Origin of the sequence: Streptomyces sp. NPDC089915 (genome assembly GCF_040684675.1) — a bacterium.
Classification (GTDB): domain Bacteria; phylum Actinomycetota; class Actinomycetes; order Streptomycetales; family Streptomycetaceae; genus Streptomyces.
In genome coordinates this window covers 19,253-40,868 of sequence record NZ_JBFBGN010000011.1, presented here as the reverse complement: position 1 = coordinate 40,868, position 21,616 = coordinate 19,253, and the positions used below count along the sequence as shown (strand labels likewise).

At 74.2% G+C, this 21,616-nt stretch carries 21 protein-coding genes and 1 tRNA gene; 11 read left to right on the top strand and 11 right to left on the bottom strand.

Features of this window, described 5'->3' with window-relative positions:
- The first annotated feature begins 112 nt into the window (after window positions 1–112).
- Window positions 113–862, top strand: a complete 750-nt coding sequence (locus AB0O29_RS05725) for a Tellurium resistance (protein ID WP_365146615.1) — start codon at window positions 113–115, stop codon at window positions 860–862.
- 51 nt (window positions 863–913) lie between these two features.
- Here the strand turns inward: AB0O29_RS05725 and AB0O29_RS05720 are convergent, their stop codons facing one another.
- Window positions 914–1,711 (bottom strand): TerD family protein, encoded by a 798-nt coding sequence (locus AB0O29_RS05720; protein ID WP_365146612.1) that lies wholly within the window; start codon window positions 1,709–1,711, stop codon window positions 914–916.
- Window positions 1,712–1,896: 185 nt separating this feature from the next.
- On the opposite strand from AB0O29_RS05720, the gene AB0O29_RS05715 reads away from it, so the two are divergent.
- Genes AB0O29_RS05715 through AB0O29_RS05700 form a run of 4 tightly spaced genes read left to right on the top strand, consistent with a single transcriptional unit; the run spans window position 1,897 to window position 7,359 of the window.
- Window positions 1,897–3,072: an HpcH/HpaI aldolase/citrate lyase family protein gene (locus AB0O29_RS05715; protein ID WP_365146609.1), complete on the top strand. Its 1,176-nt coding sequence runs from the start codon at window positions 1,897–1,899 to the stop codon at window positions 3,070–3,072.
- A gap of 32 nt (window positions 3,073–3,104) precedes the next feature.
- Window positions 3,105–5,849 (top strand): phosphoribosyltransferase, encoded by a 2,745-nt coding sequence (locus AB0O29_RS05710; protein ID WP_365146606.1) that lies wholly within the window; start codon window positions 3,105–3,107, stop codon window positions 5,847–5,849.
- Entirely contained in the window at window positions 5,846–6,691 is an 846-nt protein-coding gene (locus tag AB0O29_RS05705; protein ID WP_365146603.1) for an HAD family hydrolase, read from the top strand. Before AB0O29_RS05710 ends, AB0O29_RS05705 begins: the two co-directional genes overlap by 4 nt.
- On the top strand, window positions 6,688–7,359 hold the full coding sequence (locus AB0O29_RS05700; RefSeq protein WP_365146601.1) for an O-methyltransferase: 672 nt from the start codon (window positions 6,688–6,690) through the stop codon (window positions 7,357–7,359). Before AB0O29_RS05705 ends, AB0O29_RS05700 begins: the two co-directional genes overlap by 4 nt.
- Before the next feature lie 4 nt (window positions 7,360–7,363).
- On the opposite strand, the gene AB0O29_RS05695 is transcribed toward AB0O29_RS05700, so the two are convergent.
- The 3 genes from AB0O29_RS05695 to AB0O29_RS05685 form a co-directional block, all read right to left on the bottom strand.
- Complete coding sequence (locus AB0O29_RS05695; RefSeq protein ID WP_365146599.1) at window positions 7,364–7,567, bottom strand: zinc ribbon domain-containing protein; 204 nt, start codon at window positions 7,565–7,567, stop codon at window positions 7,364–7,366.
- Window positions 7,568–7,576: 9 nt separating this feature from the next.
- Window positions 7,577–8,101, bottom strand: a complete 525-nt coding sequence (locus AB0O29_RS05690) for a DUF4383 domain-containing protein (protein ID WP_365146746.1) — start codon at window positions 8,099–8,101, stop codon at window positions 7,577–7,579.
- A 650-nt stretch (window positions 8,102–8,751) separates the two neighbouring features.
- The gene (locus AB0O29_RS05685) at window positions 8,752–9,996 is read right to left on the bottom strand and encodes a hypothetical protein (RefSeq protein ID WP_365146596.1); all 1,245 of its coding nucleotides are present in this window, start codon (window positions 9,994–9,996) and stop codon (window positions 8,752–8,754) included.
- Window positions 9,997–10,101: 105 nt separating this feature from the next.
- On the opposite strand from AB0O29_RS05685, the gene AB0O29_RS05680 reads away from it, so the two are divergent.
- Window positions 10,102–10,176 (top strand) — tRNA-Val (locus tag AB0O29_RS05680).
- Between the two features lie 51 nt (window positions 10,177–10,227).
- On the opposite strand, the gene AB0O29_RS05675 is transcribed toward AB0O29_RS05680, so the two are convergent.
- Window positions 10,228–10,629 carry a pyridoxamine 5'-phosphate oxidase family protein gene (locus AB0O29_RS05675; RefSeq protein ID WP_365146593.1) on the bottom strand — a complete coding sequence of 134 codons (402 nt, stop codon included), beginning with the start codon at window positions 10,627–10,629 and terminating at the stop codon, window positions 10,228–10,230.
- 194 nt (window positions 10,630–10,823) lie between these two features.
- Between AB0O29_RS05675 and AB0O29_RS05670 the strand changes: the two genes are divergently transcribed.
- The 3 genes from AB0O29_RS05670 (at window position 10,824) to AB0O29_RS05660 (ending at window position 12,183) form a co-directional block, all read left to right on the top strand.
- Window positions 10,824–11,039, top strand: a complete 216-nt coding sequence (locus AB0O29_RS05670) for a hypothetical protein (RefSeq protein ID WP_365146590.1) — start codon at window positions 10,824–10,826, stop codon at window positions 11,037–11,039.
- Between the two features lie 252 nt (window positions 11,040–11,291).
- Window positions 11,292–11,948, top strand: a complete 657-nt coding sequence (locus tag AB0O29_RS05665) for a hypothetical protein (protein WP_365146587.1) — start codon at window positions 11,292–11,294, stop codon at window positions 11,946–11,948.
- Window positions 11,949–11,955: 7 nt separating this feature from the next.
- A complete protein-coding gene (locus tag AB0O29_RS05660) occupies window positions 11,956–12,183 on the top strand; it encodes a DUF2277 domain-containing protein (RefSeq protein ID WP_344155728.1) in 228 nt (75 codons plus the stop codon).
- Window positions 12,184–12,196: 13 nt separating this feature from the next.
- On the opposite strand, the gene AB0O29_RS05655 is transcribed toward AB0O29_RS05660, so the two are convergent.
- The 4 genes from AB0O29_RS05655 to AB0O29_RS05640 all read right to left on the bottom strand — a co-directional run bounded on the left by AB0O29_RS05655 (window position 12,197) and on the right by AB0O29_RS05640 (window position 16,156).
- Complete coding sequence (locus AB0O29_RS05655; RefSeq protein ID WP_365146584.1) at window positions 12,197–12,700, bottom strand: hypothetical protein; 504 nt, start codon at window positions 12,698–12,700, stop codon at window positions 12,197–12,199.
- A gap of 232 nt (window positions 12,701–12,932) precedes the next feature.
- Window positions 12,933–13,547 (bottom strand): VTT domain-containing protein, encoded by a 615-nt coding sequence (locus AB0O29_RS05650; RefSeq protein ID WP_365146581.1) that lies wholly within the window; start codon window positions 13,545–13,547, stop codon window positions 12,933–12,935.
- Between the two features lie 131 nt (window positions 13,548–13,678).
- Complete coding sequence (locus AB0O29_RS05645; RefSeq protein WP_365146578.1) at window positions 13,679–15,340, bottom strand: alkaline phosphatase D family protein; 1,662 nt, start codon at window positions 15,338–15,340, stop codon at window positions 13,679–13,681.
- A 132-nt stretch (window positions 15,341–15,472) separates the two neighbouring features.
- Window positions 15,473–16,156, bottom strand: coding sequence for an HNH endonuclease family protein (locus AB0O29_RS05640; protein ID WP_365146575.1), 684 nt, complete (start codon window positions 16,154–16,156; stop codon window positions 15,473–15,475).
- Window positions 16,157–16,690: 534 nt separating this feature from the next.
- Between AB0O29_RS05640 and AB0O29_RS05635 the strand changes: the two genes are divergently transcribed.
- Window positions 16,691–17,272 carry a TMEM165/GDT1 family protein gene (locus AB0O29_RS05635; RefSeq protein WP_365146572.1) on the top strand — a complete coding sequence of 194 codons (582 nt, stop codon included), beginning with the start codon at window positions 16,691–16,693 and terminating at the stop codon, window positions 17,270–17,272.
- Between the two features lie 31 nt (window positions 17,273–17,303).
- Here AB0O29_RS05635 and AB0O29_RS05630 read toward each other — a convergent pair whose 3' ends face one another.
- Window positions 17,304–17,990 carry an HAD-IA family hydrolase gene (locus AB0O29_RS05630; protein WP_365146569.1) on the bottom strand — a complete coding sequence of 229 codons (687 nt, stop codon included), beginning with the start codon at window positions 17,988–17,990 and terminating at the stop codon, window positions 17,304–17,306.
- Between the two features lie 132 nt (window positions 17,991–18,122).
- The gene (locus AB0O29_RS05625) at window positions 18,123–19,424 is read right to left on the bottom strand and encodes a peptidoglycan-binding protein (RefSeq protein WP_365146566.1); all 1,302 of its coding nucleotides are present in this window, start codon (window positions 19,422–19,424) and stop codon (window positions 18,123–18,125) included.
- Window positions 19,425–19,552: 128 nt separating this feature from the next.
- Between AB0O29_RS05625 and AB0O29_RS05620 the strand changes: the two genes are divergently transcribed.
- Window positions 19,553–21,601 (top strand): MFS transporter, encoded by a 2,049-nt coding sequence (locus AB0O29_RS05620; protein ID WP_365146563.1) that lies wholly within the window; start codon window positions 19,553–19,555, stop codon window positions 21,599–21,601.
- Window positions 21,602–21,616: the final 15 nt, after the last annotated feature.

The following is a 21,616-nucleotide window of genomic DNA, read 5'->3' as shown; positions in this document are numbered from 1 at the left end:
GCCGTCTCTTCTTCGGCGGGGCGGCCGCGCGGATCCCACGGGAACCGCGTGGCCGCCCCGCGGCATATCCGCGGCCCGGCCGCGCACGGACCGACCAGGGGGGTTGGGGCACATGGGGTTCTTCGACGGGTTCTTCGACGGGATCAGGGGCGCCCGCGCGATGCGGTTCGACTCGGGCCACGCCTCGTCGAACGCCATAGAGCTGACCAAGAGGCAGCCGACCGTCTCGCTCACCAAACAGGAGGCCGTCCACGGCAACCTCCGGGTGAACCTCTCCTGGCGGATGCGCACCTCGGACATCGGCGGCCGCTCCGGCCAGAGCGGGCAGCTCTTCCGCCACCCGTTCAAGCTGTTCAAGCCCGACATGGTGCAGGCCCACACCCAGGGCATGGTCAACGTCGACCTCGACATGGGGTGCCTGTACGAGCTGACGGACGGGACGCGCGGCGCCGTCCAGCCGCTGGGCAACCTGCTCGGCGACCTCAACGACCCGCCGTACGTGAAGCTCAGCGGGGACGACCGGTTCGGCTCCCCGTCCGGGGAGACCCTCTACGTCAACCTCGACCACGCCGACGAGATCAAGCGGCTGCTGGTCTTCGTCTACATCTACGACCAGACCCCGGCCTTCGACCGTACGCACGCCCTGGTCACCCTCTACCCGACCGCCGGCCCGAGGATCGAGATCCCGCTGGAGGAGCGCCACCCGCAGGCCCGCTCCTGCGCGGTGGTCTCCCTGCAGAACGTCAAGGGGGAGCTGGTCGTCCGCCGCGAGGTGAAGTTCGTGTACGGGTTCCAGGCCGAGCTCGACCGGCTGTACGGCTGGGGGCTCCAGTGGGGGCGGGGCTACAAGACGAAGGCCTGAGCCCCGCCGGCCCGCCGTCCTCGCCCCGAGCCGTCGGCGGCGTCAGCGTCGTCAGCGGCGGATGAACTGGGGCCCCTGCACCGGCAGCCGGAACGACGGGTCCCCGCCCGGCGCCGGCACGGGCACGGGCGAGACCTGCTGCGGGTAGCCGTACGCGGGCTGCACCGGCGGCGGGGCCTGGGTGACGGGGGCCGGAGCCGGGGCCGGGGCGGGGGTCGGCGGGCGCATGGCGGCGGTCCGGTCGTCGCCCGCCGCGGCGGCGAGCGCGGCGGCTTCACCGCCCTCGGCCGCGGCGTTCTCGTCGACCGAGATCCCGTGGTCCGTCGCCAGCCCCACCAGGCCGTCGGAGTAGCCCTCGCCCAGGGCGCGGAACTTCCACCCCTCGCCCCGGCGGTACAGCTCGCCGCACATCAGCGCCGTCTCGGAGCCCGTCTCCGGCCGCACGTCGAAGTGGGCCACCGGCTCACCGCCCGCGCCAGGGGAGGCGTCGTACAGCTGGATCCGCAGGTCGTGGACCCGTCGGAAGGGCACGTCCTCGGCGGAGGCCACCACCAGGATCCGGTCCACGACCGGGGGCACGGCCCGCAGGTCCGCCTGGACCGCGTCGGTGACCTCGTCGCCGGACTGCTTCTTGCCCAGGCGCCAGACGGACCCCGAGGGGTGGCGGGGCTGGTTGTAGAACACGAAGTCCTCGTCCGAGCGCACGCGCCCGTCCGCCCCCACGAGCAGCGCGGAGGCGTCCACGTCCGGCACCTCGGGCCCGGTGGTCCAGCGCAGCACCGCCCGGACCGCCGTGGCGGCCACCGGGATGTTCGAGCCCTTCTGCATCGCGTGCGTCATGCCCGTCATCCTGCCCTCCCGGACGGTGCGGGAACAATGCGGCCCCCCGTAGGGCCTTGTCCCCGACCGAGGACCTGGGCATGGTGCGAGAGGGTTACCGGAACTTCATGTGCTTGAGGAACTCTTGACTCACGTTCGTACGTACTATTACCGGCCACGCCAGTCGGGCCGCCGAGGCAGTACGGGGGAAGCACATGCGTCACTTCGGGCACATATCGCCCACCGCCCGTAAGGGCCTCTTCCACCAGGAGCCCGCCGACTTCACCCTGGCCTCCCCCGCCCGTACCCTCGCCGCCGCGCTCGGGGCCACCCTCTACAGCCCGGCCACCCGCCCGCGCCTGGCCGTCGACATCCGCAAGCAGGCCGGCCGCGGTGTCGTCTCGATGGTCCTCTGCCTGGAGGATTCGATCAGCGACGCCGACGTGGTGGACGGCGAGGAGAACCTCGTCCGGCAGTTCGCCGAGCTCGACGCCGAGGGCGCGGGCGCCGGGGAGCTCCCGCTCCTCTTCATCCGCGTCCGCACCCCCGAGCAGATACCCGACCTCGTACGGCGCCTCGGCGCGTCCGCGCGGAACCTGGCCGGATTCGTACTTCCGAAGTTCACCGAGGACCGGGGCACCGCCTTCCTCGACGCCGTCGCCCACGCCGAGGCCGCCTGCGGCCTGCCCCGGCTGTACGCGATGCCGGTGCTGGAGACCCCCGACCTCCTCCACCTCGAAACCCGCGTCGAGGCCCTCGCCGGCATCTCGCGCACCGTCAACCGCTACCGGGACCGGGTCCTGGCCCTGCGCCTGGGCGTCACCGACTTCTGCTCCGTCTACGGGCTGCGCCGCACGCCCGACATGACCGCGTACGACGTCCAGATCGTGGCCGGCGTCATCGCCGACGTGGTCAACGTCCTCAGCCGCGCCGACGGCACCGGCTTCACCGTCACCGGCCCCGTCTGGGAGTACTTCCGCAGCCAGCAGCGCCTCTTCAAGCCGCAGCTGCGCCGCAGCCCCTTCCTGGAGGAGGGCGTCGAGGAGCTGCGCACCGCGCTGATCGAACACGATCTGGACGGGCTGCTGCGCGAGATCGAGCTGGACCGGGCCAACGGGCTGCTGGGCAAGACCTGCATCCACCCCGCCCACGTCACCCCGGTGCACGCGCTGTCGGTCGTCTCCCACGAGGAGTTCAGCGACGCCCAGGACATCCTGCGACCCGAGCGCGACGGCGGCGGAGTGATGCGTTCCGCCTACACGAACAAGATGAACGAGGTGAAGCCCCACCGGGCCTGGGCCGAGCGCACCATGCTGCGCGCCGAGGTCTTCGGTGTGGCGAAGGAGGAGGTCGGCTTCGTCGACCTCCTGACGGCCGGGCTCCAGCTGTGAGCGGGCCGCCGCAGCCGACGACGAGGATGACGATGAAGGGCAAGACGATCGACACGGTGTGGCCGGGTACCTGGGTGGCCGAGCGGCTGGGCGTACGCCTGGAGGACGCGCCGGGGCCGCGCGGCGGGGAGAGCCTGACGGAGCTCCTCGGTCTGGCCCTGCGGCGCAACCCCAAGCGGGCGCACCTGCTGGTCTCGCAGGTGCTGGGCAAGCACGTCCCGCAGTCGCCCGCGACGGTGTACGCCGCCGGGCACGGGCTCGGGCAGAGGGTCCGGGCCCTGCTCGGCGACCGCGCCGCCTCCGCCGTGGTCCTCGGCTACGCCGAGACCGCCACCGGGCTCGGCCACTGCGTCGCCGACGGCCTGGGCGGGGCCCCCTACCTGCACTCCACGCGCCGCCCGGTGCCGGGGGTGCGGCCCACCGGCGGGTTCGAGGAGGCGCACTCGCACGCCACCTCGCACCTGCTGCTGCCGGAGGACCCGCGGCTGCTGTCGGGGGAGGGGCCGCTGGTCCTCGTCGACGACGAGTTCTCCACCGGCAACACCGTCCTGAACACCATCCGCGACCTGCACGGACGCCACCCGCGCGGCCACTACGTGGTCGTCGCCCTGGTCGACATGCGCTCCGCCGCCGACCGGGCCCGGCTCACGGCCTTCGCCGCCGAGCTGGGCGCCCGCGTGGACCTGATCGCCCTGGCCTCGGGCACGGTCACCCTCCCGGAGGACGTCCTGACGAAGGGCCAGGCCCTGGTGGACCGGTACGAGACCCCCGGCCCGGCCGGCGCCTTCGGCGGTCCCGGCGCGGACGCTTATGTGCGGGTCGCCCTGGAGTGGCCCGCCGGGGTGCCCGACGGGGGGCGGCACGGGTTCACCCCCGGCCACCGTGAGGCGCTGGAGGCGGCCCTGCCCGGGCTCGCCCGGCAGGTGGCGGCCGCGCTGGGCGAGCGGCCCGGGCGGGTCCTCGTCCTCGGCAACGAGGAGCTGATGTACGCGCCGCTGCGCCTCGCCGCGGCCCTGGAGGAGACCGGGGCGGCGGCCGAGGTGCGGTTCTCCTCGACCACCCGCTCGCCCGTCCTCGCCGTCGACGACCCCGGGTACGCCATCCGCACCCGCCTCGTCTTCCCCGCCCACGACGCCCCCGCCGACGGCCCCGGCGACCGCTACGCCTACAACGTCGCCGGCGCCGGCTTCGACGCCGTCGTCGCGGTCGTGGACTCCGCCGGGGACACCCCCGTCCTGCACACCGGCCTCCTCGCCGCCCTGGCCCCGCACACCGCCCGCGTCGTACTGGCGGTCGTCCCGTCGTATGTACCCTGCGGCGCCGAAGCCCCCGCCGCACAGGCCCCGGGCCTCGTCGACGCGCAGGCCCTGGGCCGGTCCGACGCGCAGGCCCTTGGCCTCGTCGCCGCGCAGGCCCCGGGCCGGGCCGCCGCGCACGTGCCGGTCCTCGCCGACGTGCAGGCCCCGGGCCTCGTCGCCGCGCATGCCCCGGGCCAGGCCGACGCACATGCCCCGGGCCAGGCCCACGCACACGCCTCGGGCCGCGCCGACGCGCACGCAGCCGCGCACGCCGCCGCGCACGCGCCCGGTACGTCCGAGACCACCCACCGGCAGGAGCCGACCATGTCCGAGCCGTGCCTGCCGGAGCCCCTGCGCGGGCCCGCCTTCTCCTCCTACGCCCCCGAGGACGTCGGCTGGCTGCTCCAGGACCTCTCCTCCGTCGAGCTGGAGGCCCCGACCGAGGAGCGGGAGGAGGCCATCCAGGCCGGCGGCGCGCACTACGCCGAGTCCCTGCCCGTCGAGTACCAGCCCTCCGAGCGCTACCAGCAGCTCTACCAGGACGCCCTGGCCACCTCGGCGGCCCGCGTCGCCCGCGCCGTCGGCACCGTCACCGAGACCGTCCTCGCCGAACGCTCCCCGTCCCCCGTGCTGGTCTCCCTGGCCCGCGCCGGAACCCCCGTCGGCGTGCTGATGCGCCGCTGGGCGGCCGCCCGGCACGGCCTGGACCTGCCGCACTACGCCGTCTCCATCGTGCGCGGCCGCGGCATCGACGCCAACGCCCTGCGCTGGCTCGCCGCCCACCACGACCCGGCCGACGTGGTGTTCGTGGACGGCTGGACCGGCAAGGGCGCCATCACCCGCGAGCTGCGCGAGGCCCTGGCCGCCTTCCCGGGCTTCAACCCGGAGATCGTGGTCCTCGCCGACCCCGGCGCCTGCGTGGACACGTACGGCACCCGCGAGGACTTCCTGATCCCCTCCGCCTGCCTGAACTCCACCGTCTCCGGACTGGTCTCGCGCACGGTCCTGCGGTCCGACCTGGTCGGCCCGGACGACTTCCACGGCGCGAAGTTCTACCGCGAGCTGGCCGGAGCCGACGTCTCGGCCGCCTTCGTGGACGCCGTCGCCGCCCGCTTCGACGAGGTCGCCGACGCCGTCGCCGCCGAGGTCAAGGAGCTGCTCGCCGCCGACCGCACCCCGACCTGGGTGGGCTGGGCGGCGGTCGAGCGGATCAGCGAGGAGTACGGCATCCACGACGTCAACCTGGTCAAGCCGGGAGTCGGCGAGACCACCCGCGTGCTCCTGCGCCGCGTCCCGTGGAAGATCCTGGCCCGGCGCGGCGCCGGCCCCGACCTGGACCACGTACGCCTGCTCGCCGGGCAGCGCGGCGTGCCCGTCGAGGAGGTCGACGACCTCCCGTACACCTGTGTAGGACTCATCCACCCCCGCTTCACGCGCGGCGCCACGGGCGCCGACGGAAAGGCAGTGGCCGCCCAGTGACCAGCCAAGTGTCCCGCCAGGGAACCGTCCTCGTAGCCAGCGACCTCGACCGTACGCTCATCTACTCGTCGGCCGCCCTCGGCCTGACCATGCCCGACCCGCAGGCCCCCCGGCTGCTGTGCGTCGAGGTGCACGAGGGCAGGCCGCTGTCCTTCATGACGGAGACGGCGGCCGCCCTGCTGGCCCAGCTCGCCGCCGACCCGGCGGCGGTCTTCGTCCCGACCACCACCCGCACGCGCAAGCAGTACCAGCGGATCCGCTTCCCCGGCCCCCCGGCGCCGTACGCGATCTGCGCCAACGGCGGACAGCTGCTGGTGGACGGGGTACCCGACCGGGATTGGCGGCGCGCGGTGGCCGCCCGGCTCGCGGCGGAGTGCGCCCCGCTGGAGGAGGTCCACCGGCACCTGCTGGAGGTGGCCGACCCGCAGTGGCTGCGCAAGGCGCGCCTCGCGGAGGACCTCTTCGCCTACCTGGTCGTCGAGCGGGACCTGGTCCCCGACGAATGGCTCAAGTCCCTCACCCGGTGGGCCGAGGAGCGGGGCTGGACCGTCTCGCTCCAGGGCCGCAAGATCTACGCCGTCCCCCGCCCGCTGACCAAGAGCGCCGCCATGCGCGAGGTCGCCCGCCGCACGGGCGCCACCACCACCCTCGCCGCGGGCGACTCGCTGCTCGACGCGGACCTGCTGCTGGCCGCCGACCGCGCCTGGCGGCCGGGCCACGGCGAACTGGCCGACGCGGGCTGGACCGCGCCGACGGTGACCGCCCTGCACGAGGCCGGCGTACTCGCCGGTGAGGAGATCGTCCGCTCCTTCGGGCAGGCGGTTGCGACACTGACCGCATGACCAAGGGCAACAGCACCAAGATCACCGACGAGCTCTACCGCTACGTCCTCGCGCACAACCCCCCGCTGGACGAGTTCCAGCGGGGGCTGGTCGCCGTCACCTGGGAGAAGTTCCCCGACTCCGCCGGCATGCAGTCGGCGGAGGAGCAGGGCCCGCTGCTGGCCTTCCTGGTCCGGCTGACGGGCGCGAGGCACATCGTGGAGGTCGGCACCTTCACCGGCTTCTCGGCCCTGTCCATGGCCCAGGCCCTGCCGGCCGGCGGCCGCCTCATCGCCTGCGACGTCTCGGAGGAGTGGACCTCGTACGGCCGCGCGGCATGGGAGGCGGCGGGCGTCGCGGACCGCATCGACCTGCGCATCGCCCCCGCCCTCGACACGCTGCGCGCCATGCCGGAGGAGCCGCACATCGACCTGGCCTACGTCGATGCGGACAAGCAGAACCAGATCCTCTACTGGGAGGAGCTCGTCCCGAGGCTGCGTCCGGGCGGGCTGATCGTCACGGACAACACCCTCTTCCACGGGACGGTCCTGGACGAGTCCCCCGACAGCAGGGGCGCGGCCGTCCGCGCGTTCAACGACCACGCCAAGGCGGACACCCGCATGGACTCCGTCCTGCTGGCCGTCTCGGACGGCCTGACCCTCTCGCGCAAGCGCCAGGCCACCGCCTGACGGGTCAGCAGCAGCCGCCCCCGCCGCAGCAGCCCCCGCCGGAGGGCGCGGGGGCACTGCCGGTCCCGCCGACCGCGACGGCGGACAGCAGCTTGACGGTGTCGGCGTGCCCGGCCGGGCAGTCGGCGGGGGCGGACGACTCGGCCATGGGACGGCTGACCTCAAAGGTGTCGTCGCAGGTCCGGCAGCGGAATTCGTAACGAGGCATGGGCACAGGCTAACCGGCCGCCGCCCTGCCCCGGGCCCGTTCCTCGCGGGCCGCCTGGTCGGGGTGGCGGGCGCGCCAGTACGGGTTGTCGTGCGGGAGGGCGCTGCCCACCCGGCCGTACATGCCGAACCACATCAGCATCACGCCGACGACGAAGCTGAACAGCACGTTCTGGATCTTGAAGGCCAGGAAGTTCAGACCGGTGTCGAGCAGGGCCAGGTTCACGAACCCGCTGGCGATGAACAGCAGCCCCAGCACGATGTTGAGGGTGGAGGCGAAGGTCCCGCCGACCACCATCCCGCCGAACAGCAGGGCGCCGATGCAGATCGACAGCACGCTCAGCGCGCCGTTGGTGTTCAGGGCCAGCACGGTGGCGCCGCCGGTGTCGAAGAAGCCGATCCGGTGGACCAGCCCGAGGATGCCGAAGGCGATCAGCAACAGGCCCGTCAGCCCGGCGCCGACCCGGTAGACCTGGCTCAGCTTGTGGTCGGTGGGCAGGTGCTCGTCGAGCCGTGCGTTGACCGGGTGCAGCATGCGCTCCACCAGGCGCGGACCCTGCCGCTCGGGCGGCGGACCGTAGGGCTCGTGGGGGACGTAGGGCGCGTAGTGCTCGTGCGGCTCGGTGCAGCCGTAGGCGGCGTGCGGCACGTAAGTCTCGGGGCGCGCGGGGGGTGCCTGGCGCTCGCGGGGCCTGTGGAAGGTGTGGGCAGCCATGGCGCCCTCCTCTGTTCCGTTCCCGGCACCCTCCAGCATCCGCCGATGCGGACGCACGGACAACTCCGGACGCGGGCGAACTTCGCGTGACGCTGGGTCCGGGGGCGGGCCGGCTCTGCACGCCGGCTGGTCCCGGGTGTCCGCCGATGCTGCACGCCGGCTGATCCCGGGCCCGGGCCGGCTCCGTACGCCGCTGCGTCGGGGGGCGGGCCCACGCTGCACCCCGGCTGGTTCCTGACGTCCGCCGATGCTGCACGCCGGCTGATCCCGGGCCCGGGCCGGCTCCGTACGCCGCTGCGTCCGGGGGCCGGTCGACTTCGCGCGCTGGCTGATCCTGCCGCTCGGGCAGACTTCGCAAACCGCTGATTCCGGGCACCCGTCGGCTCTGCACGCCGGCTGATCCCGGGCGTCGGTCGACTCCGCACGCCGCCGGCCCCGGGCGCGGGCCGGCTCCTCACGCGCCGCCGGTTTCAGCCGCTCGCGCGGCGTCCCCGCATGTCTGCCACCACCCGGCCCACCGCCGCCCGGACCTCCTCCATCTCCTGGAGGAAGTGCCAGTAGTCGGGGTGGCGCCCCTCCAGCCCGGCGAGCGCCCGCTCCATCCGGGCCACCGCCTCGTCCAGTGGACGCGCGTGGCGGGGGTCGGGCACGCTGCGGCCCTCCATCGCCAGGCGCTGCGCGTCCCGAATCGCGAACCGGGTCCGCTGCACCTCCGCCTGCGGGTCCCGCGCCACCGCCTCCAGCCGCGACAGCCGGTCCTGCGCCGCCGACACCGCCTCGTCGGTGGCGTCCAGGCCCGTCCGCACCGCCTCGACCAGCGCCGTCACATCGGCCCAGCGCTGCTCGTCACGCGCCCGGCCCGCCTCCGCCAGCCGCTCCTCGGCCTGCGCGACATCCCGTACGGCCTGGTCGGGGACGTGCTGCAGGTCCTGCCAGCAGGCAGCGCTGAACCGGCGGCGCAACTCGCTGAGCACCGGATCCACCCGGTCCGCCCGGTTGCGCAGCGCCTGCGCCCGGGTCCGCAGGCTCACCAGCCGGCGGTCGATCTCCGCCGCGCGCTCCGGCAGCCGCTCCGCCTCGGCCCGTATGCCCTCCGCGGCCCGCAGGATCCGGTCGGCCCGCTGCACGGTCTCCTGCACCCCGTGTTGCGCCGCGCCCTGGTTCAGCTTCGTCAGCTCGGGCCCCAGCGCGGCGAGGCGCGCGGCCAGGTCGTCGGCCCGCATCCCCTTGGCACGTACGGAGTCCAGCGCGTCACTCGCGGCCAGCAGCGCCGCCTTCGCCCGCTCCCGCGCCGGCGCGACCCGGGCCAGCTGCGTCGCGGCCGTGTCCAGCAGCGGCCGCAGCCCCTGCGCGAACCGCTCCAGCTCCCCCTTGACCCGGACGAGCTCCTCCCGGGCCCGGGTCAGCTGCTGCCTGGCCTGCGCGGCGACGGACCCCTCCAGATCGACCCGGTCCAGGTCGTGCGCGTCGACGGCCTCGATGTAGACCTGGCTGACCTCGTCGATCCGCCGCCCGAGCGCGGCGAACCCCTCGGCGGCCTGCCGCGCGGCGGGAGACCCGTCGGCGGCGGCGATGGTCTCCATCGAGATCCGCAGGTCCCGCTGGGCGGTGTCCAGCTCGTAGAACGCGGCCGCGGCGGCATCCTTGGCCGCCTGCGCGTCGGCCCGCCGCCCCTCGTCCCGCCCTCCGAACCACCGCCGGGATGCCGTCGTCACAATCCCTCTCCCGTGCCCCGTCCGCCTAGCCCGGGTCCATTCTCCCCCACGGGAACGCGTTTGCGTGGGGGGTGCGCCCTCCATGTAGGCTGTCCACTCGTCCACGGGTGCGTAGCTCAGGGGTAGAGCGCTGCTCTTACAAAGCAGATGTCGGCGGTTCGAAACCGTCCGCGCCCACCAGTACGAAGGCCCCCAACCGGTCACGGTTGGGGGCCTTCTGCGTTTGTGGGGTCACCAGGAGAGGTCTCGCAGGCGGGGTGGGTGGGCCGGGGTGAAGCGGATCAGTTTGGTCGCCGGGTCGTTCAGCGGGTCCGAGAAGCGGGGCGGCCAGGTGTGGGGGTCGGGGCCCAGGTAGCGGGTCAGTTTGCGGAGGGCTCGGGGGCGGTCGAGGGGGACGGTGGCGGCCGTGCCCCGGCAGGTGACCGACAGGACCGTGCCGTCCGCGAGGTCGCAGGTGTCGATGACCAGGGCGGCGCGGGGGTCGGCGGCGAGGATGCGTTCCATGCGGGAGTAGGGCCCGGTCAGCCACCAGAAGCAGCCCTCCTCCCAGAGGAACCACACGGGCCGGACCTCGGGGCCCTGTGTGGCGACGCGTGCCACGAGGGGGCGGGCGAGGAATGCGTCGAGGTCCACCGGTTCTGCCTTTCGATCGGATGAGGGGGTCGTCCGATCAGATCCGGTGGAGGGTTCGTCGGTCGTGCAGGTGCGGGGCGGTTCGTCAAGTCACGTTCTTCCGGGGCGTGACCCGGGGTGCCCGTCTCGCGCCTACTTGAGGTCAGGTCGCGACGGAACGGCGGAGCGACGGAGAGCGCAGAGGAGCAGCAGTCATGTCCCATCCCGTGCACACCGTGAGCCCCGCCCCGGCCAGGCGCCGGATGTTCCGCTACATGATGGTCCTGACCGCGGCGGCCTTCATCGCCGGCGGGATCGCGTCCCTGGCGGCGCCGGCCTCGGCGGCGGGCGCGCCCCGGGCTCCCGCGGCCGTGGAGCAGGGGCGGCTGATCCACGACGGGCCGATGCCGATCGGCGTACCCGGGAGGTGATCCTCTATCTACGAGCCCCCGGCCGCTCGCGGCCGGGGGCTTCGGGGTGGTGCGGGGGCCTCGGTCAGGCGTTGGGGCGCTTTCCGTGGTTGGCCTTCTTCTTCTTGCGGGCGCGCTTCTTGTTTCCTCGCTTGGCCATCGGGCGTCTCCCTCGGTTCCCCTGTAACGGACATTCCGGGCGTTCGTCAGTCTAGGATCCGGGGCGGTTTCCCGCACGGCGGGGCGGGGACCATCCCGCAGGAGGTGAGGGGTGTGGCCGGTGTCGGGGAGTGGGTCTGGCCCGTCGCGGCCTTCGGGCTCGGCGCCGGGGGGCTGGGGCTCGGGCTGGCGGCCTGGTGGCCGGGCCGGGGCCGGTTCGAGCGGGAGCGGGACGCCGAGCGGGAGCGGCTGCTCGCGCGGCTGGGGGAGCGGCCGCCCGAGGCGGCGGAGACGGGGGACCCACGGCTGGTCGACGCCTCGACGGGGCGGGGGGAGGGGCCCGGGGAGCGGCGCGACGACTTCACGACGGTCCTGGTCGAGTACTACGCGTACGGGCTGGCGCAGGCGCGCAGCAGCTTCGCCACCAGCCAGCGGTTCGCCGGGGTCGGGGCGGCCGTGCTGCTCTTCGGGATCGCGCTCGGGGTGTGGAAGGCCGAGAGCGCCGGGGACGCGTACATCGGGGTGGTGACCAGCTCCGTCGGCCTGGTCGTCACCCTCGTCGGACAGCTGTTCCACCGGCGGGCCGACGCCGCCCTGCGGCACATGACGGCCCAGACGGCCTCCCTCCGGCAGGACCGGCGGGCCGAGGAGAACACCCGGCGGGCGATCGCCCTGCTGGAGGAGGTCGCCGACCCGGACCTGCGGGGGCGGCTGCAGGCCGGGCTCATCATGCGGCTTTCCGGCGCGGAGCTGCCGCCCGCGGGGTCATAGTGGAGGTATGTGCCGCTCCATCAAGACCCTGCGCCCGCCCGCCATCCCCGAGAAGGCCACCGAGGAGGAGATCCGCGCGGCCGCGCTCCAGTACGTGCGGAAGGTCTCCGGGTTCCGGGCGCCGGCCGCGCACAACCGGGAGGTGTTCGACGCCGCCGTGGACGCCGTCGCCGAGGCGACGCGGCTGCTGCTGGACGGGGTGCAGGTGCGCGGACGGGCCGCCACCGCCGTCTGAGGCCGGGCGGGGGTCAGCGGGCCTCCGCCGCGCGGCGGCGCAGCAGCCAGATCCCGGCACCGAGCGCGCCGGCCGCCAGGGTGCCGCCGACCGCGATCTGGGACCGGCTCATCGCGTCGACGCTGCCGCCGAGGCCGCCGCGGGCGGCGCCGGGGGCGACCTGGAGGGTGACGGAGACCCGGCGGCCGCCGCACTCGAAGGTGACGGGGTAGGAGCCGGGCGTGGCGTCGCTGAAGACGGTGGCCGAGCCGAAGAGGTTGGAGGCGCTCGCGCTGCCGGGGGCCAGCGCGACGGCGTTGAAGACCCGGGAGGACGCCCGGCCGGTCCGGGTGCTGCAGCCGTCGACGTTGAGGGCGACGCGGCCGCCCGGCGAGACGGTGCCGGGGGAGACGGTGGCGGAGGGGGTGGCACCGCCGGCGGGTACGGCGGAGGCGAGCGTGGCGGGTGAGGCGGCTGTGATGACCAGTGTCGCGGCGGCGACTCCGGTCAGGCGATGCCGGATGCGCGTGGGGGGCATGGCGGGGATCTCCTCGGGCTCCTGGAACGGCGCGGCCGGGGCACGGATGTGACGCCGATTCGGTGTCGCGCCGTGTTCTGGACGCTAGAAGCCCGGGCGGGAGGCGGCGATCGCTGCCGGGTGAACGGGTGACCCGCTGCCCCGCCCGGCCTAGTCCGAGCGGGGGTCCGGCCGCGCGACCTGGTCCTGTGGCCCGGTCCCGAAGCCCGGCGTCAGGTCCCGAAGCCCGGGGTCAGGCCGTTGCCGCCGGGGCGGGCGCCGGGCGGCGCAGGAGGACGGCGGCGAGGGAGCCCGCCGCGAACAGGGCGGCCGTCGACACCGCCGTGCCGAGCCAGGCCGTGCCCAGCCACTGGGTGCCGAAATAGCCGAGCGCCACGCTGTAGCTCGCCCAGCTGATGCCCGCCAGGACCGACCAGGGCAGGAACTCGGCGACCTTGCGCCGCGTCTTGCCCGCGCCCAGCGAGACCACCGACCGGCCGGCCGGGGCGAAACGGGCGAGGACCACCAGCAGACCGCCGCCGCGGGCGAGGGCCTCGCCCAGCCGCTCGTGGGCCCGGGTCAGGCGGCGGGAGCGGGCGATGACCCGGTCCAGGCGCGGACCGGCGCGCAGCGCCAGACGGTACGCCGCCATGTCACCCAGCACCGAGGCCGTAGCGGCGACCGCCAGCAGCACCGCCACGTCCGGCACCCGCGCGGGCTGCCCGCCGGCCGCCGCCGCGGCCGCCGCGCCGCTGATCACCAGCACCCCGCTGGGCAGCACCGGCAGGAACACGTCGAGCAGGACCGACATCGCCACGAGGGCGTAGATCCACGGGCTCGCGGTCAGCGACCCCATCGTCTCGATCACAGCGGGACTCCCCAGTCCGGAGCGCCGCGTGGTCGCGGGGAGGCGGCAGGGGCGGCTTGACAGCCATACAGCGTACGCCCGGCGCCCCCGCTCCGGTGCCCCGGCCTACTCCGCCGCTCCGGTGCCCCGGCCTACTCCGCCGCTCCGGTGAGCCGCCGGTCCAGCACCGTCACCAGACGGGCCCCGGGCCCCGGCGAGCGGGCCTGGTCGAGCCTGAGCCGCGCCTCGCGCCCCGTCAGGGTCAGCGTCATCAGCTGGTTGCCGAACCACGGCCCGGCGGTACGCCGCCAGCTCAGCGGCGGCCGCCCCGTGCGGCCGTGGCGCGAGAAGCCGCGCCCCAGCCAGCGGCCCAGCCGTGACCAGCCCAGCCGGAAGCCCCACTTGACCAGCGTGTGGATGGAGTTGTGCACCGGCGAACAGGTCAACTGGAAGACCCGCGCCGTACTGGGTATGAGGGGCTCGGCCACGTACGCGTGGTGGACGTCCCCCGACAGGACGGCGACCGTCGCCGGAGCCTTCGGCCCCGTCCCGACCTCCTCGATCAGATCGCTCAGCGCGGCGAAGGACGCCGGGAACGCCGCCCAGTGCTCCAGATCGGCGCGCCGCCGCAGATCCTCCCCGATCCGGGCCCACCGCTCCCCGCGCTCCCCGCGGCAGAGCGCGGCGTTCCACGTCTCCGCGTCATGGATCAGCGGCGGCATCAGCCACGGCAGGGAGGAGCCGATCAGCAGATGGTCGTAACCGCCGTGCCCGGACAGCGCGTTCTCCCGGAGCCAGCGCTGTTCCGCCGGGTCGAGCATGGCCCGGCCGTCCTCGGCCAGCACCCGCGCGGCCCGGGTGTCGACCATCAGCAGCCGGGTCCGGCCGAAGTCCCGCCGGTAGCTCCAGCGCACCGACGCCGGATCGGCGTCCGCCGCGGCGGCGAAGGCGCGCAGCGCGTCCGTGCCGTCCGGGGTGGCGCGTACGGCCGCGTAGACCGGGTCCGCCGCGAGTTCGGCGGGGGAGAGGTTGCCGAGGTGCTGGTATACCCAGTACGACATCAGCCCGCTGAGGACCCGCTCCGGCCACCACGGGGTCGCGCGCATCTCCGCCTGCCAGGCGGCGCTGGTGTTCCAGTCGTCGATCACGTCGTGGTCGTCGAACACGTGGAGGCTCGGGACGGTGGACAGCAGCCAGCGGATCTCCGGGTCGCCCCAGGACTCGTCGTAGAGGCGGGTGTACTCCTCGTAGTCCGCGACCTGCGCGCCGGGGGCCTCGCGCAGGTCCCGGCGGGCCGCCAGCCACCGCCGGGTCCCCTTCGACAGCTGGTCGGCGTAGACCTGGTCGCCGAGCAGCAGCAGGAGGTCCGGCCGGGTCTGCGACGGTTCGGCGGCGAGCCGCGCCGCGAGGGTGTCGAGGGCGTCCGCGCCGTGCGGTCCGCGCCGGCCGGCGGGCGGGGCGGCCTGCCGGCACGAGCCGAAGGTGATCCGCAGGCCGGGTTCGGGACGGCCGGGGCCGCCGGCCGCCGGGGCGGCGATGGTGCTCGGCGGGAAGCGGCCTCCGGGCTCGGGCCAGACGGGGACGCCGTCGAGCAGTACCTCGTACGCCGTGACCGTCCCGGCCGTCAGGCCGGTGACCGGTATCAGCGCGTAGTGGTGGCCGGTGATCTGGAAGGTGCGGGTGCTCCCGCCCGATCCGTCGGCGCACCGCACCTCGGCCGTGCACGGGCGGTCCGCCTCGATCCATATCGTGGCGGAGCCGCCCGTGTCCCAGTCGACGTGGCGCAGCAGCGGTCCCAGTCGCAGTCCGGCCATCAGACTCCCCCTCCTCGACAGCCCTTTCGATCACGGTACGGGTCGGGGCGGGGGCCCGGCCTCCCCCTGGCGGGGGATACCGGGGGTGAAAACCCTCCCGGGAGGGGCGGGGTGAGGAGAGGAGGAGCGGGGTCAGCAGCCGTTCAGGATGTTCACCAGGGCGGTCTTCTCCCCGGAGTCCATGCTCAGCCCCCAGTACTGCTTCACCTGGACCCAGGAGCGGGCGTACGTACAGCGGTAAGCGGTCCGCGGCGGCAGCCACTTGCCGGGGTCGAGGTCGCCCTTGGCCTGGTTGACGTTGTCGGTGACGGCTATGAGCTGCGGGCGGGTGAGGTCGTTGGCGAACTGCTGGCGCTTGGCGGTCGTCCAGGTGCTGGCGCCCGAACGCCAGGCCTCGGCGAGCGGGACCATGTGGTCGATGTCGACGTCCGAGGCGGCGGTCCAGGTGGCGCCGTCGTACTCGGAGTACCAGCTGCCGCTGACGGAGGCACAGGAGGAGTCGGTGACGACGTTGACGCCGTCGCGCTTGAGGACCGTCTCGCGGGTGTTGCAGGTGCCGGAGATCGTGATCCAGTGCGGGAACTGGGCGCGGCTGTAGCCGGTGAGGGAGCCCTCGGGGGCCGGCGTGACGGTGTCGAGGTAGGCGCGGGCCTCGGCGGCGCTGATCGGGGTGGGCGGGGAGGCGAGGGCGGCCGGGGCGCTCACGAGGGAGGTGAGGGCGGCGAGCGCGACGGCGGACGCGAGGACGCCGGCGCGTCCGGCGCGGCGGATGTGACGCGCGTAGAAGGAGGGCGTGCGGGCGGACGTGAGGGCCATGAGGGGCTCCCTGAAGCGGGGGGTGGTGGCCGTTCGGCCCCGGCGGGGCGCGGCCATGGTGGCGGCGCCGGATGTCGAGGGGATGGGCGCCAGGTGACAGATTGCCGACATGGGCACGTCACATCAAGAAGATCAACGGCCCCTGTTCAAGGGGAGGTTGAGATTCCGCCCGATGAGATGGGGGCAGGGTGGGGTCAAGCTCACATTCCGGACGGCCTGGTGTCGCGGCCGTCGTCGCGTACCCTGGACGGAGCAGAAGGGGAGTAGCTCTTCGCCGGAACGTCGACATACTGCTGGGTCACCCCAGCCGGCGCCCGGAGGTGGACCGCGTCAGCGGTCGGCCAGCGAGACCTTCGGCCGCAGTGTCCTGTCCATGTGACGCGACGCGCGCGGCGCAGCATGCCCACGCGGCATGCGCGCGGCGTTCATCGTGTTGACGTATCCCAGGGCGCCGCCGAGCCGAAGCGACCCCTGAAACACCCCAGGTCTCTCGGTCCCGATGGCGTCCTGCCCGACCGATCGAGGTTTCTCCCCGTGTTCAGCTTCACCGTGCTGGCGATCGCCTTCGGCGTCGTCTTCCTCGCCGAGCTCCCCGACAAGACGGCCCTGGCCGGCCTGATGCTCGGCACCCGCTACCGCGCCTCGTACGTCTTCGCGGGCGTGGCCGCCGCCTTCGCCGTGCACGTCGCGCTCGCCATCGCCGCGGGCAGCGTGCTCACCCTCCTGCCGCACCGGCTCGTCCAGGCCGTCGTCGGCGTGCTCTTCCTCGCGGGCGCGGCCATGCTGCTGCTGAAGAAGAGCGACGGGGAGGAAGAGGTCAAGGCACCGGCCGACCAGTCCTTCTGGAAGGTCTCCGGCGCGGGCTTCATGCTGATCCTGGTGGCCGAGTTCGGCGATCTGACCCAGATCATGACCGCCAACCTCGCGGCGCGCTACGACAACCCGCTCTCCGTCGGCCTCGGCGCCGTGCTGGCGCTCTGGGCGGTGGCGGGCATCGGCATCCTGGGCGGGCGCACCCTCATGAAGTACGTCCCGCTGCGGCTCATCACCAAGGTCGCGGCGTGCGTGATGCTGGCGCTGGCCGGGTTCTCCCTCTACGAGGCGATCGCGGGCTGACGCCCGTTCCGCCGCCCCTCACCCCGTGCGGCTACCGCGACGGGGTGAGGGTGAGGCGGACCGTGCCGTCCTCGTCCGCCTCGACGCGGACCGACGTGAGGTCGTCGACGTGGACCGTCGGGCCGTGGGCGGCGGCGCGGGGGCCTATGCCGACCACGCGCATGCCGGCCGCCAGGCCCGCCTCGATGCCGGCGCCGGAGTCCTCGAAGACCACGCAGTCGGCCGGGTCCGCGCCCAGCTCGGCGGCGCCCTGGAGGAAGCCCTCGGGGTCGGGCTTGCTGGCCCCCACGGACTCGGCGGTGATCCGCACCAGCGGCATCGGCAGGGCGGCGGCCGTCATGCGGACCCGGGCCAGGGCGGCGTCGGCCGAGGTGACCAGGGCGTGCGGGAGGCGGGCGATCGCGGCCATGAACTCCGGCGCGCCGCCGACGGGCACCACGCCCTCGGTGTCGGCCGTCTCGCGGGCCAGCATCTCGGCGTTCTCGGCGTGGTTGAGCTCCATCGGGCGCTCGGGGAGCAGGACGGCCATGGTGGCGTAGCCCTGGCGGCCGTGGACCACCTTGAGGGCCTCCTGTGGATCCAGCCCGTGCGACAGCGCCCACGCGCGCCAGCAGCGTTCGACCACCGCGTCCGAGTTGACGAGGGTGCCGTCCATGTCCAGGAGCAGGGCCCTGGCGGTGAGGACGACGGGGGCGGCGGAAGCGGTGCTGGCCGACATCGGCGGGGCTCCAGACGGGCGGGAGAAGAGAACAAGTGGTTCCGTCCACCGGTCAGGGGGTGTGGACGGAACCACTTTGTTCCTACACGATACAAAACCGGGGGCGGTGCGCGCCACCGCCGGTCGCGTGATCTATCCCTCCAGGGCCCGCCGGGTCGCCGGACCGTAGACGCCCCAGGAGTCCTCGTAGACCCCGGACTGCATCTGGAACTCGGCGACGGCCCGCTCGACGGAGCGGCCGTACCGGCCGTCGAAGCGGCCGTCGTACATCCCCTGGTCCGCCAGCAGCCGCTGGAGCTTCAGCACCTCGGGCCCCGAGTCGCCGGAGCGCAGGGTCGCGGGCTTGGCGGGCGGCGGCTGGGGCGGGGCGACGGGCTTGGTGGCGCGGGGCGCGCTCGCGGACGGGCTCGGCGACGGGGCCGCCGACGTACGGGAGGGGCTGGGGGACGCGGACGGCGAGGCCGACCGGGACGCGCTCGCCGAAGCGGACGGCGAGGCCGACGCCGAGGCGCTCTCGGTGGGGCCGGCCGACGACTCCGACGGGCCCGGGGCCGCGCCGGTCACGGGGACCGACGGCTTGGGGTCCGCGAGCGTGCTGCCGTCCTTCCCCGAGTCGGTGAACAGCCCCAGCGCGAGCGCCACCAGCCCGGCGGCCACCACCGCGCCGGCCGCGGCCAGCAGCGGGACGGCGCGCCGCCGCCGCTTCGGCTCCGGGCGCCGGGCACCCGGCCGGGGGCCGCGCGGGCCCGGCCCCTGCGGGGGTACGGTCCGCAGTCGCATGGTCTGATCGGCCGGCGGCGGGCCGGGTATGCCGGTGCCGTGCGGCGGCGCCGGGACGGGCGGGAACATGGCCGTCGGGGCCTCGGCGGCACCGGCCGCCCGCGCGGAGGCGTCGGTGGCGTCGGCGGAGACCGGCGGGATCACGGTCGTGGGTGCTTCGAGGCCCCCCGGCCCCCCGGCGCCCGGGCCGCCCGGCAGGTGCGGGACGGCCGCCGTCGCCGCGTCGAGGCCACCCGGCCCCCCGGCGCCCGGGCCCGTCACGGGCGGGATCATGGTGGTCGGGGCCTCCGTGTGCGCTGCGGGCCAGGGGCCCGGGTTGCTCGGGAGGTGGGGGATGGTCGTCGTCGGTGCCGCCGGATCCTGTGGGGTTCCGGGGTGGGCGCCCGGCGGCAGGTGCGGGATCGCCGTCGTCGGGGCTTCGGGGGTGCCGGAGGCCGGTCGTGGCGGGTCGGTCGGGAACGGGGAGCCGGTGGTGGGGCCCGGGTGGGCCACGGCGCCCAGGACCGGCTGGGGCGGCGTCTGTGCCGGGACCGTCCCCTCGGCGTCGGGTGCGGGCATGTACGGGCGGATGCGCAGCGGGTTGAACCCCACCCCGCGCGCACACGCGCAGTCGGCGCCCACGGCGCCGCATTCCGGACAGCGCTCAGCGCTCACTGATAACCCCTCCCTGGACACTGCCAGCGATTATGCAGACCCCTTCGGCCCCACCCAACCCTTCCGAGAGGCCATAACGGGACAGACCGCTCAGGATGGAGATGTTGATCCGGCGTGAGGAGGAGCCGATGGCTCAGGATGTGACCGCCTCGCCAGCGAACCCCGCCCAGGGCGCCGAGCACGCCTCGCGCGAGGTGCTCGTCTCGATCGGGGCCTTGCTACTGGGCCTGTTGATCGCCGCCCTCGACCAGACCATCGTCTCCACCGCCCTCCCCACGATCGTGAGCGAGCTGGGCGGCATGGAGCACCTGTCCTGGGTGGTCACCGCCTACATGCTGGCGTCCACGGCCGCCACCCCCCTGTGGGGCAAGCTCGGCGACCAGTACGGGCGCAAGAAGCTCTTCCAGTACGCCATCGTCATCTTCCTCATCGGCTCCGCGCTCTGCGGCCTCGCCCAGGACATGCCGCAGCTGATCGGTTTCCGCGCCCTCCAGGGCCTGGGCGGCGGCGGACTGATGGTGCTGTCGATGGCGATCGTCGGCGACATCGTCCCGCCCCGCGAACGCGGCAAGTACCAGGGCCTCTTCGGCGCCGTCTTCGGCGCGACCAGCGTCCTCGGGCCCCTGCTGGGCGGCCTGTTCGTGGACCACCTCTCCTGGCGCTGGGTCTTCTACATCAACCTCCCCATCGGACTCGTCGCCCTCGTCGTCATCGCCGCGGCCCTGCGCATCCCGGCCCGCTCCTCCCGGCACACCATCGACTACCTCGGCACCGTCCTGATCGCCGGCGTCGCCACCTGCCTCGTCCTCGTCGCCTCCCTCGGCGGCGGCTGGGGCTGGGGCTCCACCCGGATCGTGGGCCTCGCCGTCCTCGGCGCCGTCCTCCTCGTCGCCTTCCTGTTCGTTGAGCGGCGGGCCGCCGAACCCGTCCTGCCGCTGAAGCTGTTCCGGATCCGCACCTTCACCCTCTGCTCGGTGATCAGCTTCATCGTCGGCTTCGCCATGTTCGGCGCGATGGTCTACCTGCCGACCTTCCTCCAGGTCGTCCGGGGCGTCTCACCGACCATGTCCGGCGTCCACATGCTGCCGATGGTGCTCGGCCTGCTGATCGCCTCCACCGGCTCCGGGCAGATCGTCAGCCGCACCGGACGCTGGAAGGTCTTCCCCATCACCGGCACCGCCGTCACCGCCGTCGGACTGGTGCTCCTGCACCGGCTGGAACGGACCAGCTCGGACCTGGAGATGAGCGCCTACTTCTTCGTCTTCGGCGCCGGCCTCGGCCTCGTCATGCAGGTGCTCGTCCTGGTCGTGCAGAACGCCGTCAGTTACGCCGACCTCGGGGTCGCGACCTCCGGTGCCACCTTCTTCCGCTCCATCGGCGCCTCCTTCGGCGTCGCCATCTTCGGCACGATCTTCACCAGCCGGCTCGGCGAGAAGCTCACCGCCACCCTCGCCGGCATCCCGCTCCCGCCCGCCGCGAGCCCCGAGCGGCTGGAGGCCGACCCGCGGGCCATCACAGCCCTCCCGCCCGCCGTGCGGCCCCGGGTGCTGGACGCCTACTCCAGCGCCATCACCGACGTCTTCCTCTACGCGGTGCCCGTGGTCCTGCTCGCGTTCCTGATCTCCTGGTTCCTCAAGGAGGACAAGCTGCGCGCCTCCGTCACCGCGCCCGATGTGACGGAGACCCTCGCCTCCAACCCCGTCCAGCGCTCCTCCCGGGACGAGGTCGCCCGCGCCCTGTCCGTACTCGGCACGAGGGAGGGCCGCGTCCACGTCTACGAGAAGATCACCGCGAGGGCGGGCTACGACCTGCTGCCCGCCGCCAGCTGGCTGCTGCTGCGGATCAAGAAGTACGGCTCGACCGACCCGGCGATGCTCGCCGAACGCACAGCCGTCCCCCTCAAGGTCATCACGGACGCCGCCCGCCAGGTCGAGGAGCGCGGGCTCGCCGTCCGGCAGGGGCTCTCGCTCGTCCTGACCGACCGGGGCGGCGAGCACGCGGACCGGCTGGCCGGGGCCCGGCAGGACTCGCTCGCCGAACTGCTCGGCGACTGGTGGGGCCCCGAACGCCCCACCGACCTCGTCAAACTCGTCGAGGAACTCAACCGGGAGCTGTGCGGATCCGACGCCGAGGAGCCCTACGACTCCCTCCCGCGCCGCGACCACGCCGCGCCCTGACGGACGGACGGACCG